General features: G+C 65.4%; 10 protein-coding genes. 3 read left to right on the top strand and 7 right to left on the bottom strand.

Going from position 1 to position 14,295, the window contains the following annotated elements; genetic code table 11:
* The first annotated feature begins 69 nt into the window (after positions 1–69).
* On the top strand, positions 70–447 hold the full coding sequence (locus AC3WK8_RS28275) for a response regulator (RefSeq protein ID WP_085598229.1): 378 nt from the start codon (positions 70–72) through the stop codon (positions 445–447).
* A 6-nt stretch (positions 448–453) separates the two neighbouring features.
* On the opposite strand, the gene AC3WK8_RS28270 is transcribed toward AC3WK8_RS28275, so the two are convergent.
* The 7 genes from AC3WK8_RS28270 to mexE all read right to left on the bottom strand — a co-directional run bounded on the left by AC3WK8_RS28270 (position 454) and on the right by mexE (position 12,075).
* Positions 454–2,124 (bottom strand): ATP-binding protein, encoded by a 1,671-nt coding sequence (locus tag AC3WK8_RS28270; protein ID WP_085598228.1) that lies wholly within the window; start codon positions 2,122–2,124, stop codon positions 454–456.
* A complete protein-coding gene (locus AC3WK8_RS28265; protein ID WP_103326420.1) occupies positions 2,121–3,623 on the bottom strand; it encodes an ATPase domain-containing protein in 1,503 nt (500 codons plus the stop codon). Before AC3WK8_RS28265 ends, AC3WK8_RS28270 begins: the two co-directional genes overlap by 4 nt.
* Before the next feature lie 214 nt (positions 3,624–3,837).
* Positions 3,838–4,893, bottom strand: a complete 1,056-nt coding sequence (locus AC3WK8_RS28260; RefSeq protein WP_085598402.1) for a HEAT repeat domain-containing protein — start codon at positions 4,891–4,893, stop codon at positions 3,838–3,840.
* Between the two features lie 71 nt (positions 4,894–4,964).
* A complete protein-coding gene (locus AC3WK8_RS28255) occupies positions 4,965–5,864 on the bottom strand; it encodes a bestrophin family protein (RefSeq protein ID WP_103326421.1) in 900 nt (299 codons plus the stop codon).
* Between the two features lie 350 nt (positions 5,865–6,214).
* Positions 6,215–7,636, bottom strand: a complete 1,422-nt coding sequence (locus AC3WK8_RS28250; RefSeq protein ID WP_085598226.1) for an efflux transporter outer membrane subunit — start codon at positions 7,634–7,636, stop codon at positions 6,215–6,217.
* Entirely contained in the window at positions 7,633–10,812 is a 3,180-nt protein-coding gene (locus AC3WK8_RS28245) for an efflux RND transporter permease subunit (protein ID WP_085598225.1), read from the bottom strand. Before AC3WK8_RS28245 ends, AC3WK8_RS28250 begins: the two co-directional genes overlap by 4 nt.
* Positions 10,813–10,827: 15 nt before the next feature.
* On the bottom strand, positions 10,828–12,075 hold the full coding sequence (mexE, locus tag AC3WK8_RS28240; RefSeq protein ID WP_085598224.1) for a multidrug efflux RND transporter periplasmic adaptor subunit MexE: 1,248 nt from the start codon (positions 12,073–12,075) through the stop codon (positions 10,828–10,830).
* 295 nt (positions 12,076–12,370) lie between these two features.
* Here mexE and AC3WK8_RS28235 point away from each other — a divergent pair, with 295 nt between their 5' ends.
* Both AC3WK8_RS28235 and AC3WK8_RS28230 read left to right on the top strand, forming a co-directional pair.
* Positions 12,371–12,814: a CopD family copper resistance protein gene (locus AC3WK8_RS28235; protein WP_085598400.1), complete on the top strand. Its 444-nt coding sequence runs from the start codon at positions 12,371–12,373 to the stop codon at positions 12,812–12,814.
* Positions 12,815–12,919: 105 nt separating this feature from the next.
* Positions 12,920–14,263, top strand: coding sequence for an oxygen-independent coproporphyrinogen III oxidase (locus AC3WK8_RS28230; protein ID WP_103326422.1), 1,344 nt, complete (start codon positions 12,920–12,922; stop codon positions 14,261–14,263).
* Positions 14,264–14,295: the final 32 nt, after the last annotated feature.

The following is a 14,295-nucleotide window of genomic DNA, read 5'->3' as shown; positions in this document are numbered from 1 at the left end:
CGTTTGCCTGCGGGCAGGTCGGCAAACGCCAACAGCTCCTTGCAGTAATTGACCGAATAAAGGTTTTCCATGAGTGAAGATGCACAAGACGTCGTACTGATCGTCGAAGATGAACCGGTGATCCTGATGCTGCTGGCCGACTACCTGTCGGGCCTGGGCTATCGGGTACTGCAGGCCGAGAACGGCGAGCAGGCGTTCGAGATCCTGGCCACCAAGCCCAACCTGGACCTGATGGTCACCGATTACCGGCTGCCGGGTGGCATCACCGGGGTGATGATCGCCGAACCCGCAGTCAAGCTGCGCCCGGACCTGAAGGTGATCTTCATCAGCGGTTATCCCAACGAAATCCTCGAGTGCGATAGCCCCATCACCCGCAAGGCGCCGATCCTGGCCAAGCCGTTCGACCTCGACAGCCTGCACGAGCAGATCCAGCGACTGCTGGCCTGAGACGCCTCAGTCGCGGAGCATTTCCCGCACCTTGGTGGTCAGCAGGTCGAAGGTGAACGGCTTGGTGATCAGCTGCATGCCAGGATCGAGGAAGCCGCCCCGGACCGCCGCATGCTCGGCGTAGCCGGTGATGAACAGCACCTTGAGCTGTGGGCGCAATTGCCGCCCGATTTCCGCCAGCTGCCGGCCGTTCATGCCTGGCAGGCCCACGTCGCTGACCAGGAGATCGATGCGCTGTGGTGAATCGAGAATCGGCATGGCGTCATGTGCATCGCCGGCCTCGAGGAAGTGGTAGCCCAACTCGCCCAGCACGGTACTGACCAGCACCCGCACCGCCGGGTCGTCTTCGACGATCAATACCGTCTCGCCGTTTTGCGCGGCGACCGCTTGCTCCTCTGCCTGATGTTCATCGCTGGCCGAGTCACCGCGAAAACGCGGCAGGTACAGGCAGACCTGGGTGCCCTGGCCCTGGGTACTGTCCAGGGTCACGTGGCCGCGGGACTGCTTGCTGAAGCCATAGATCATCGACAGCCCCAGGCCAGTACCCTGGCCGATGGGCTTGGTGGTGAAGAAGGGATCGAATACCCGGTTGAGGATGGCTTCGGGCATGCCGCAGCCGTTGTCGCTGACCCGCAGCACCACGTAGTCGCCGGGTTCGAGGTTGTCGTGGGCCTGGGTGAAGGCTGCGTCCAGCTGGCGATTGAAGGTCTCAACCAGCAACTGGCCTCCGTCGGGCATGGCATCCCGGGCATTGAGCGCAAGGTTGAGCAGGGCGCTCTCGAGTTGGTTGGGATCGGCCTCGGCTACCCACAGCTGCTCGTACAGGCGCAGTTCCAGCCGGATGTTCTCGCTGAGGCTGCGTTGCAGCAGCTCGCCCATGGAGCTGACCAGGGCATTCATCTCCACCGGCTTGGCATCCAGCGATTGGCGCCGGGAGAAGGCCAGCAGGCGGTGGGTCAGGCCGGCGGCGCGGTTGGCCGAGGTCACCCCGAGTTCGATCAGGCTGTCCAGGTCTTCGGTCCGGCCCCGGGCCAGGCGCCGGCGCAGCAGCTCCAGGCTGCCGATGATGCCGGTGAGCATGTTGTTGAAGTCATGGGCGATGCCGCCGGTGAGCTGGCCGACCGCTTCCATCTTCTGCGATTGGCGCAGGGCCTCTTCGTTATGCCGCAGCTGCGCGGTGCGTTCCTCCACCTGCTGTTCCAGGGTTTCCAGGGTGCGTTGCAGGCGCAGCTCGCTCTGGCTCAGGTCGATCAGCCGGTCCCGGGCTTCGTATTGGCGGCGCCGGCCACGCAATGCGGTACTGACCAGGCTGATCAGGGTAGCGGGGTGGAACGGCCGTTCGAGGAAGCTGACGTTGCCCAACGGCGTACTGAACCTGGCGGCCGGATTCTGTTCCGGCCCGCCATGGTGGGTCAGCAACACAATGGGCAGGTCCGACCAGGCCGGCTGCTGCTCCAGATGGCGCAGCAACGGCTCGAGGTCGACCCCCAGCAAGGCTTCGGCGGCGATGATCGCCAGCCCCGCGCCTTGCTCCAGTTCTTCGCACAGGGCACCCAGGTGCGGGGTGATCAAGCTCCTGACACCGGCTTCGCTCAGCATCATCTGCGCCAGCTGGCTGTCGCGGCCATGGGGCGTGAGCACCAGGGCCCGTTCGGAAAAGGCCGGGCCCAGGGTCATGGCACCTCGTCCTTGAGCAATGGCTTGTCCTCGCCCTGGTAGTTGGGCACGCCACGCAGTACGCCCTGGAAGGCCTCCAGGGGCTCGCCGATGGTCAGGCCCTGGCCGCTGATGCGGTATTCGCGGATGGTCGATTCGTGGCTGCCGGTGCGTTTCTTGATGATCGAGATGGCTCGGCGCACCTTGCCCAGGGCTTCGAAGTAGCGCAGCAGGATCACCGTATCGGCCAGGTAGGTGATGTCCACCGGGGCTTGCATGTCGCCCACCAGGCCATGCTGGGCCACGGTCATGAAGGTCGCCGCGCCCTGGCGATTGAGGTACAGCAACAGCTCGTGCATGTGCAGCACCAGGGCGTTCTCTTCGGGCATCGCCGCCTGGTAGCCATTGATGCTGTCGATCACCACGGTCTTGATCTGGCCCTGGTCGACGCAGCGCCGCACCCGGTGCGACAGCTCGCCCGGCGTCAGCTCGGCGGCGTCCACCTGCTCGATGATCAGGTTGCCACTGTCGCGCAAGGCGTGCAGGTCGATGCCCAGGTTGGCCATGCGCTCGAACAAGAGGCCCAGTTCTTCATCGAAGATGAATAGCGCGGCCTTCTCGCCCCGGGCCACCGCGGCGGCGGCGAAGATCAGCGCCAGCAGCGACTTGCCGGTGCCGGCCGGGCCGAGGATCAGGGTGCTGGAACCGCTGGCGATCCCGCCGCCGAGCAGGGCGTCCAGTTCGGCGATGCCGCTGGTCAGGGTTCCGCGCTGGTAGCCGCTGCGGTACTCGGCCGCCACCAGGCGCGGGAACACCTGTACGCCGCCGCCCAGGATGGTGAAGTCGTGGAAGCCGCCGCGGTACTTCTGGCCGCGGTACTTCATTATCCGGATACGCCGGCGTTCGGAGCCGTAGCTTGGCGTCAGTTCTTCCAGGCGGATCACCCCATGGGCCACGCTGTGCACGGTCTTGTCCAGGGTGTCGCTGGTCAGGTCGTCCAGCAGCAGGACGGTGGCGTCGTAGCGCACGAAGTAGTGCTTGATCGCCAGGATCTGGCGGCGATAACGCAACGAGTTCTGCGCCAGCAAGCGGATCTCCGAGAGACTGTCCACCACCACCCGGGTCGGCTTGACCCGTTCCACCACCTCGAAGATCTGCCTTGTGGCTTCTCCCAATTCCAGGTCCGAGGAATACAGCAGGCTTTGCTGGTGTTCGGTATCGAGCAGGCTCTCCGGTGGGGTCAGCTCGAAGATATGGATATTGTCGTCCAGCTCCCAGCCATGGGACTGGGCGCCCTGGCGCAATTCGCGCTCGGTTTCCGACAGGGTGATGTACAGGCAGCGCTCACCGGCCTGGGCCCCGGCCCGCAAAAAGTGCAGGGCGATGGTGGTCTTGCCCGTGCCGGGTTCGCCCTCCAGCAGGAATACGTGGCTGCGGGACAGGCCGCCGTTGAGAATGTCGTCCAGGCCTTCGATGCCGATGCTGGCCTTTTCGCTGAGCAACGCAGATGAAGTGATCAAGCAATCCCCTCGCAATGGATCCAATCGGCGGCGGCACGCGGGCCGCGATGCCGCTTTGATCACTTGACCGTTTGCCGCCAGCGCGGTTCAACCTTTTATCGCCACCATGGGTTATAGCCGGTGCAGCAGGCGGGATCGCCTGAAGATCGAAGAAGGTCCTGCGGAGCTTGGCGCAGCCTCGCGGGCGCGTAGCGGCCATCAAAGGGATCGAGGGTCAGAGCCCTTGCTGCAGGGCCGGGTCGTCGGGGTTCTGTTGTTCCAGCTGGGCCAACAGCACCTGGACATTCTGCAACTGGCCGCTTTCCTTCCAGTAACTGATCAGCAGCACCCGCGCCTTGCGGTTGTAGGGTTGGCGCTGGACGATTTCCTCCAGCTGCTTCTGCGCGGCCTCCAGTTCGTGCTCGCTGTGCAGGGTCGTGGCCAGGTCGTAGCGGTAGGCGGCATTGTTCGGCTCCAGCTCCACTGCCCGGGCCAGGCCCAGCAGGGCGAATTCACCCTGGCCGTGGTGCAGCAGCCAGAGCCCCAGGGCGTGCTGCAGGTAGGCCGAGTCCTGCTGGGCCTGCAGTTGCTTGGCCAGCAGCTGGCGGGCCGCCTCGCTCTGGCCCTGCTTGTCCAGCACCTCGATCTGCAAGACCACCGCCTGCAGGTTGTCCGGCGCCAGTTTCAGTGCCTGCTCCAGGGTCTGCTGGGCCCTGGCCAGGTCGGCGTTGTGCAGGTACAGGCGTGCCAGCTGGTACTGGGCCTCGACATTGTCGCCACGGGTCCTGAGCACCTGGGTGTATTCATCGATCACCTGCTGCAGCGGGCCGAAATACAGGCCCTGGTCGTCCGGGGACAGGCCCAGCAGGGCGTCCACCGCGGCGAAGCGCACGCTTTGCTCCGGATCGCTCAGCAAAGGCCCCAGCAGCAGGCTGCGCTTGCCGCTGGGCACCAGGCCGAGCACGCTCTTGATGGCCGCCTTGCGCACTTCGGGCGAAGGGTGCTGCAGGTCGGCATCGGCCAGCTTCAGGGCCTGGGGGCTGGGGTAGTTGGGCAGTACCGCCAGCAGGCGGATACGTTGCTGGTCATCGAGATCCGGACGCCCCAGTTGCTGGTAGAGCACCCTGGCCGCACCGGGTTGGCCGTTGCGCGCCTTCTCCAGGGCCTGGCCGTAGCCGTGCCTGATGGCATCCGGCACCGCCGGCGGAGCGCTGCGCCAGAACGACCAGGCCAGGACCAGGAGGATGACGATGGGCAGGCTGATCAGCAGGTAGCGACGGGCTCGGGTCATGGGCATGGGAAATTGGCGACTTGAAGAGGGAGCAAGCTTCGACCAGGAACCGGCCCGAGTCAAACCCGCGATCAGGTCAACACGTATTCCCGGGGTTCTAGCGGCGGTGGCAGTTGCGGTTCACCCAACGCCGCCAGCACTTCGCGCTCCAGGCCGCGCAGTAGAGCACTGCAGGGCAGGTCGTTGTCGTCGTAGCCGAAGGGGTTTTCGAGGTCGTCGCCGATTTCGTCCAGGCCCAGGAAGGTGTAGCTGACGATGGCGGTGAAGATCGGCGCCAGCCAGCCCAGCGGCTCGGCCATGGCGAACGGCAGGAGGATGCAGAACAGGTAGATGGTGCGGTGCAGCAGCAGGGTATAGGGGAAGGGCAACGGAGTGCTCTGGATACGTTCGCAGGCCGCCTGGACCAGGCTCAGGCTGACCAGGCGAGTTTCCAGCTGGGTATAGCGCCATTCGCTGATCAGTCCTTGTCGTGCCCATTGCGAGCAGCGCCGGCCGATGTGCTGCAACTGGGCGTCGGTCAGGTTCGGGTGCTGCCGGTCCACGGGCGCCTGGGCCCAGGGTGCCAGGGCACTGGCCTCGTCCTCGTGGCGCAGCCGGGCGATCAGGCTATGGGCGAAACCACAGAGGTCACGCAGCAAGCCTTCACGTTCGCGATGGCCTTCGAGCACCAGGCTCTCGCGGATCAGCGAGCGCACCTCGATGGCCAGCTGCCCCAGTTGCTTGCGGCCCTCCCACCAGCGGTCATAGCAGGCGTTGTTGCGAAAGCTCATGAAGATCGACAACGACAGCCCCAGCAGGGTGAACGGTGTGGCGCTGACCCTGGAGAAGTAGCTGGGCTGCAGGGTTTCCACCAGCACAATGACCGAGGCCAGCAGGGTCACCAGGGCGCAGCGCAAGGCGATGCGCTTGGCGATCGAGCCCTTGAGGGCGAAGAGCAGGGCGATCAGGTTCGGTTTGGGACGCACGATCATGGGGATGAAGGCCTGGGCAACTACGAGGCGAGCGCAGGTTAGGAGCGGGCCGGGTGGCTGTCCAATCGTAATGGCCGACTGGTTGATCGAGCGCCTCTATCGGCGATCCTTCGCCGTGTAGCCGCTGTCGAGCCATCGGCGAGGCTGCACGAAGGCCCGCAGGACCTTGCTTGGCGATCTTCAGCGGTTGCAAGCGCCTGCGCCTGCTACTTCGACCTGCCACCCAAGCCGGACGCAGCCTTGCGTGGCGGCAGGTCGGTATCCGGGCAAAAAAAGGCCCCGCGACCGAATGATCCACGGGGCCAAACATTGGTTGGTTGCGGCCAACCAAAGGAGCTCGTTGCAAATACTTAGTTGCTGGCCACCGTCTCGGGTTGCCAGCCACCGCCAAGGGCCTTGTAGATGGCGACGATGCCGCGGTACAGCTCGACTTCGGCCTGGGCCTGGGAGTCTTCGGCGGCCAGGCGTTCGCGCTGGGCATCCAGTAGCACCAGGAAGTCCACGGTGCCTTCGCGATAGCGGATCTCGGCCAGGTCGGCGGCGGCGCGGCTGGACTCGCTCTGGCGGATCAGCGAGAGCAGGCGCTGCTGGCGCTTGCCGTAGTCGCTGAAGGCATTCTCCGACTCTTCCAGGGCCAGCAGCACCTGCTGCTCATAGTTGGCCAGGGCGCCGTCGGCATTGGCGTCGGCGCCGCGCAGGCGCGCCCGCACGCTGCCCAGGTCGAAGGCGGCCCAGGTGATGCTCGGGCCCAGGGCCCAGGCATTGGCCGCCGAGGAGCCGATCTGCGAACCACGCCCGGCGGTGAAGCCGAGGAAACCACTGAGGCTGACCCGCGGGAACAGATCGGCCTTGGCCACGCCGATTCGCGCGGTGGCGGCGGCCAGCTTGCGTTCGGCGCTGAGGACGTCCGGCCGGCGCTGCAGCAGCTCGCCCGGATCGCCAATCGGCAAGGCCTTGGCGATGGCCGGCAACTGCGCGGGCGAAAGGTCGACACTGAGCTTGTCCGGACGCTCACCCAGCAGGGTGGCGATGCGGTTGCGCTGGCGTACCTGCTCGGCCTGCAGTTGCGGCACGCTGGCCTCCACCGCGGCCAGGCGCGCATCGGCGCGGACTACGTCCAGCTGGTCGCCCACTCCGGCATCACGCAGGCTTTCGGTGATCTTGCGCGAGGCCTTCTGGTTGTCCAGGTTGGCCAGGGCGATCTTTTCCCGCAGTTGTGCGCCACGCAGCTGGCCGTAGGCATCCACCAGCTCGGCGATCATGGTCACCTGCAACTGGTAGAGGTCGGCCTCGGCGGCTTGCTGGTCGGCTTCGGTGGCTTCCAGGTTGCGCTGGATGCGGCCGAACAGGTCCAGCTCCCAGGCCATGTCCAGCCCCAGGTCGTAGCGCTCGCTATTGACCCGCTTGCTGGTCTGGCCGGGCACCTGGCCCTTGCCCAGGTTGCTGCTGGCGCGGCTGGTGATGGTCGGCATGGCGTCGTTGCTGGCGTCATCGCGGATCGCCCGGGCGGCCCGCAGGCGGGCGAAGGCCACCCGCAGCTCACGGTTACCCTTGAGCGACTGGCTCACCAGCTGGTTGAGCGTCGGATCGTCGAACTGCTGCCACCAGATGCCTTCGAAGCGCGCGCGATCGAAGTTCCTCTGGCCTGCAGCGGTGTCGCCGGCGGCGCTGATATGCGCCGCCTCGGTGCTCGGGGTCTGGTAGTCCGGACCTACCGCACAGGCGCTCAGGGCCAGTACCAGCAGGCTCGGCAGGAAGACTTTCGAACTCATTGTTGCGTCTCCAGTTGCAGGGCGCGGGCGGCCTTGCGGGCCTCGCTGCGCTCCACGTAGTTGCGGATCAGGACATAGAACACCGGGGTCAGCAGCAGGCCGAAGAAGGTCACCCCGAGCATCCCGGAGAACACCGCCACACCCATGGCATGACGCATTTCCGCACCTGCGCCGCTGGAGATCACCAGGGGCACCACGCCCATGATGAAGGCGAAGGAGGTCATCAGGATCGGCCGCAGGCGCAGGCGGCAGGCTTCCAGTACGGCGGCCAGCGGGTCCAGGCCTTCCTCTTGCTTGTCCTTGGCGAACTCGACGATCAGGATCGCGTTCTTGCACGCCAGGCCCACCAGTACGATCAGGCCGATCTGGGTGAAGATGTTGTTGTCGCCCCCGGAGATGATCACCCCGGCAATGGCCGACAGCAGGGTCATGGGCACGATCAGGATCACCGCCAGTGGCAGGCTCCAGCTTTCGTACTGGGCGGCCAGCACCAGGAAGGCCAGCAGTACGCACAGCGGGAACACGAACAGCGCGGTGTTGCCAGCCAGGATCTGCTGGTAGGTCAACTCGGTCCATTCATAGGTCATGCCGTTGGGCAGTTCTTCCTTGAGCAGCTTCTCGATCGCCGCTTGCGCTTGCCCGGAGCTGTAGCCCGGGGCTGCCGCGCCGTTGATCTCGGCGGTGACGAAGCCGTTGTAGTGCATGACCCGGTCGGGACCTGCGGTGTCGCTGACCTTGATGAAGGTCGCCAGGGGGATCATCTCGCCCTTGTTGTTGCGCACCTTCAGCTGGCCGATCTGCTCGGCTTCCAGGCGGAACTGCTGCTCGGCCTGGACGTTGACCTGGTAGGTGCGTCCGAAGCGGTTGAAGTCGTTGGCATACAGCGAACCCAGGTAGATCTGCAGGGTGTCGAAGATGTCCGAGATCGCCACGCCGTGAGTCTTGGCCTTTTCCCGATCGATGGCCGCGTCCACTTGGGGCACGTTGACCTGGTAGCTGGTGAACAACCCGGCCAGTTCCGGCACGCTGCGGCTCTTGGTGATGACGTTCTGCACTTCCTTGTACAGGTCCTCGTAGCCCAGGCCGCCACGGTCCTCGACCTGCAGGCGGAACCCGCCGATGGTGCCCAGGCCTTGTACCGGTGGCGGTGGGAAGATCGCCATGTAGGCATCCTGGATGTCAGCGTACTTGCCGTTCAGGGCCCCGGCGATGGCGCCGGCGGACATGCTCGGGTCCTTGCGCTCCTCAAAGGGCTTCAAGGTGACGAAGACGATGCCGTTGTTCGGGCTGTTGGTGAAGCCGTTGATCGACAGGCCGGGGAAGGCCACGGCGCTTTCCACCCCAGGCTGTTTCAGGGCGATGTCGGACATGCGCTTGATCACGTCTTCGGTACGATCCAGGCTCGCCGCATCCGGCAACTGGGCGAAGGCCACCAGGTACTGCTTGTCCTGGGCCGGAACGAAGCCGGTGGGCGTGTGGGCGAAGCCGAACCAGGTCAGGACCATCAGGCCGGCATACAAGAACAGGGCGATGCCGCTGCCACGAATGACCCGGCGCACGGTGCCGACGTAGCCGTTGCTGGCGCGCTCGAAGAAGCGGTTGAACGGCTTGAACAGCCAGCCACCCAGCAGCTTGTCGAGGAACAGCGAGAAACGGTCCTTGGGCGCGTGGTGTTCCTTGAGCAGCACTGCCGCCAGGGCCGGGGACAGGGTCAGGGAGTTGAAGGCCGAGATCACCGTGGAAATGGCGATGGTCAGGGCGAACTGCTTGTAGAACTGTCCGGTCAGGCCACTGATGAAGGCCGCGGGCACGAATACCGCGCACAGCACCAGGGCGGTGGCGATGATCGGGCCGGTCACTTCGCGCATGGCGCGCTTGGTGGCTTCCACCGGGTTCAGGCCCAGGCCGATGTTACGTTCGACGTTCTCCACCACCACGATGGCGTCGTCCACCACGATGCCGATGGCCAGTACCAGGCCGAACAGCGACAGCGCGTTGAGCGAGAAGCCGAACATGTGCATCACCGCGAAGGTGCCGATCAGCGAAACCGGGACGGCCACCAGCGGGATGATCGAGGCGCGCCAGGTCTGCAGGAACAGGATCACCACCAGCACCACCAGTACCAGGGCTTCGAACAGGGTATGCACCACTGCCTCGATGGAGCCACGGACGAAGATGGTCGGGTCATAGACGATGCTGAAGTCCATGCCTTCGGGGAAACTCTGCTTGAGCTCGGCCATCTTGGCCCGCACTTCGTTGGAGATCTCGATGGCATTGGAGCCCGGACGCTGGAAGATCGGGATCGCTACCGCCGGCTGATTGTCCAGCAGCGAGCGCAGGGCGTACTGGCTCGACCCCAGCTCGACCCGGGCGATGTCTTTCAGGCGGGTGATCTCGCCGTCTTCGCCGGAGCGAATGATGATGTTCTCGAACTCTTCCTCGGTGACCAGGCGGCCCTGGGTGTTGACCGACAGCTGGAAGCTGGTGGCGTTGGGCGCAGGTGGCGCGCCCAGGGCACCGGCAGCCACCTGGCGGTTCTGTTCACGGATGGCGGTGACCACGTCGGTGGCGGTCAGGTTGCGCGAAGCGGTCTTGTTCGGGTCCAGCCACACGCGCAGCGAGTAGTCGCCCATGCCGAACAGCTGCACGTCGCCCACGCCGCCCAGGCGCGCCAGCTCATCCTTGATGTTGAGGATGGCGTAGTTGGACAGGTAGAGCATGTCGTAGCGTTTGTCCGGCGAGGTCAGGTGCACCACCATGGTCAGGTCGGGGGAGGCCTTGTCCACGGTGATACCGATGCGCGTCACTTCTTCCGGCAGCTTGGGCTGGGTCCGGGTCACGCGGTTCTGTACCTGGACCTGGGCATTATCCAGGTCGGTGCCCAGGGCGAAGGTCACGGTCAGGGTGATCTTGCCGTCGGCGGTGGATTGCGAGGACATGTAGAGCATGTTCTCGACCCCGGTGATGGCCTGCTCCAGCGGCGCGGCCACGGTTTCACCGATCACCTTGGGGTTGGCCCCCGGGAAGTTGGCGCGTACCACCACGGTCGGCGGCACTACTTCCGGGTATTCGCTGATGGGGAGCTGGAACAGCGAGATGGCGCCGGCGATCAGGATCAGCAGCGATAGCACCGCTGCGAAGATCGGCCTTGATATGAAGAATTGGGAAAAATTCATCTTGAGAGTCGTCCCTTAACCGCGCGGGGTCGCGGCGGCGAGTTTCACGGCCACAGCCGGCTTGGCAGGGCTGACCTGCGGCAGGTTGCTGGCTTCCAGTGCTTGGCGTTGTTGGGCCAGGGCGGCGAGGGTTTCCTTGCTGGCCATGGGGATCACTTCAGGCGTGACCGGTGCCCCCGGGCGTGCCCGTTGCAGGCCCTTGACGATGATGGTGTCGTCCTTGCTCAGGCCGTTGCGCACGATGCGCAGGCCTTCGATCTTCGGCCCCAGTTCGACGGCGCGGTAGGCAGGCTTGTTATCGGCGTCCATCACCAGCACGAACTTCTTGCCCAGGTCGGTGCCCACGGCTTCGTCGTTGATCAGCATCGCCGAGTAAGTACCGCTGCCCACCAGCTTCAGCCGGGCGTAGAGGCCCGGGGTGTAGCTGCCGTCGCTGTTGTCGAACACCGCGCGGCCACGGATGGTGCCGGTCTTGGGGTTGACCTGGTTGTCGACGAAGTTCATCTGGCCCAGGTGCGGGTGGCCGTCCTCGTTGGACAGGCCCAGGTACACCGGGGTGCTCTGGCCACGCTGGCCCTGGCGGGCAAGCTGGGTGTACTTGAGGTACACGCGCTCGTCGGCGTCGAAGTAGGCGTAGACCTTGTCGGTGGAGACCACGCTGGTCAGCGCGGTGACGTCGGCGGTCACCAGGTTGCCGGCGGTGATCTGCGCCCGGCTGACCCGGCCGCTGATGGGCGCGAGGACGCGGGTGAAGCTGAGGTTGAGCTTGGCCAGGTCCAGTTGCGCCTGGATCGCGTCGACGCCGGCCCGGGCTTCCTGGGCGGCGCTGGTGCGGGTGTCGGCCAGCTCGGCGGAAATCGCGTTGCTGGTCAACAGGCGCTGGCCACGCTGGGCTTCGTTGGCGCTGCGGGTCGCGGTGGCCCGGGCCTGTTGCAGCTGGGCTTCCAGGCGACGCACTTCGGCCTGGAACGGCCGTGGGTCGATCTGGAACAGCAGGTCGCCTTTCTTCACCAGGGCACCTTCGGTGAAGGCCACCTGGTCGATCTGGCCCGAGACCCGTGGGCGGATCTCGACGGTTTCCGGGGCCTCCAGGCGTCCGGTGAACTCATCCCACTCGTTGACGGGTTGCTCCAGCACCTTGGCCACGCTGACCTTGGCTGCCGGCGGGGCGGAGGCGGTCTGTGGAGCCTTGCCGCAGGCGCTCAACACCAGCACGGCGAGCGCGGCTAGTGGAAAACTTAAGAGTTTGACTGACTGGTCCATGGGTACATCCGCCAAGGTAATTTGAGATGGGCGGATGATGCTCGGCGGGTTTGTATCTCACGAATCGAATGAAGCAAAGGTAACTATCATTCGGAATGATATAAGCCCATGGCAAGCCCTCTAGCATGCGCTTTTCGTTAGGCCCCTATCAATTCCCTCGGACGCAAATAATCATTGTCCTGGACGCAATATTGGCGCGGCGCTATCTAGACGCGAAATTCCTTGATTGGCATCAAACGGCTCAAGCCAGCGCGGCGCTAGGCTGGAATCCACACCGGCCATCGACGAGGGGATGATGATCTATCCCGTACTGCTGATCCTGCATCTGTTCGCCGCGCTGGTATTCATCGGCACGGTGTTCTTCGAAGTGCTGTTCCTGGAGAACATCCGCCGGCAATTGCCGGCCAGGCTCATGCTGTTGCTCGAACAGGCCGTCGGCCGACGGGCGCGACAACTGATGCCCTGGGTATTGCTGGTGCTGTTCGGCGCCGGCATCGGCATGGTCTGGCAGCGTTACCTGCCGTTGCTGGCTGCGCCGCTGGAGTCCTCGTTCGGCACCTTGCTGCTGCTCAAGATCCTGCTGGCCGCCAGCGTCCTGGTGCATTTCCTCGGTGCCATGCTGCTGTTCCGTGCCGAGCGCATGACCGCCCGCTGGGTGCGCTTCATCCACGGCAGCGTCTTCACCCACATGCTGGCCATAGTGCTGCTGGCCAAGGCCATGTTCTACCTCACCTGGTAGCCGCGCCCCGCGCCGGCCACCCCAGGCGGGTTTGATGCAGGTCAAGGTCCCTCTGCGGCCAGCGGTCGACACTGAAGTTTTGCAGCCCGTCTCGGAGCTTCTGTCATGTTCGATCTCATTCACTCTCGCCGCGGACGGGGCGTGCAGCGTGACCAGGGGGGACTCGAGCCCCGCTACCATGTCGAGGTCGGCCAGTTCCATGCCGGCGTCGGCTCCCTGGATGTGCTGCGGGCCTTGCGCGCCAGCCGGAGCAAACCCCGGCCACTGGCCCTGAACCTGCACCTGCCCGGCAGGTTGCGGATCACCGGCCAACCCATGGCGGCCTACCTGGATGCCCTGTCCCGGGAGATCCGGCTAGTGGCCTGCCACCTGGGCAATACCCCGCGGGTCGAGCAGTTCAACTTTGCCGGCGGCACCCCCGACCCGGCGCACTTGCAGCGGCTGATGGAGCTGCTGCGCAAGCGCTTCAACTTCCTCGACCACGACAGCGGCGACTATGGCGTCGAGGTCGATTTGCCGAGCACCGACTGGGCCAGCATGGGCCTGCTCCGCGAACAGGGTTTCAACCACGTGAGCATTGGCGTGCCCGATGGCGCTTGTGCCTGCGAGCGCGCGCCGGCCTGGCGCCAGGATCCGGCGCCGATCCAGTCGTTGCTCGATGCGGCGCGTACCTTCGGTTATCGCTCGGTGAGCGTCGACCTGGGCTACGGCCACGCCTGGCAGACCCCGGACAGCTTCGCCCTGAAGCTCGATACCCTGGTCGAGCTGGAGCCCGACCGCGTGCAAGTATTCGACTACGCGCAACCGCCCCGGCGCTATGCCCAGGCTCCCCGGCAGGCGGCCAGCACCCAGCGGGACAAGGCGCGGATGCGCCGCCTGTGTTTCGAGCGCCTGCCCCAGGCGGGCTACCTGCACATCGGCCTGGGGCTGTTCGTGCGTCCCGATGATGACCTGGCCATGGCCCAGGAGCGTGGCGCCCTGAGTCGCAACTACCAGGGCTTCACCCGGCACGGCTACTGCGACCAGATCGGCCTGGGGCTGGGCGCGGTCAGCCAGTTCGATGCTCTGCATGCGCAGAACACCGAGGTGCTGGGCGACTACCTGGAGCAACTGCAACACAACCAGCTGGCCACCTGGGGCGGCTGGCGCTGCGAGGGCGGCGCGCAGATCCGCCAGCAAGTGATGGAGCGCCTGGCCTGTGACCTGGAGCTGGATGTGCGAGCCGTCGAGCAACGTCATGGTCTGGTCTTGCGCCAGTTCTTCCCCGGTGCCTGGCGTGCGCTCGAGGCCATGAGCAGCGCAGGGCTGGTGGAACTGAGCGAGGATTTCATCAGCATCCTGCCGGCCGGGCGCCTGGAAGTGGACGCCATCTGCCAGCTGTTCGAGCACCTGGCGCCGGCGGGACCGGCGGCCGGGAGCGACTGGCTGGACCACGACGCCCGTCCTTGATGGCGGGCGCGTTGGCCAGGGCTAGCAGGCCG

The sequence above is a fragment of the Pseudomonas sp. FW507-12TSA genome (assembly GCF_058781435.1).
This window is presented reverse-complemented; position numbering and strand designations above follow the sequence as displayed.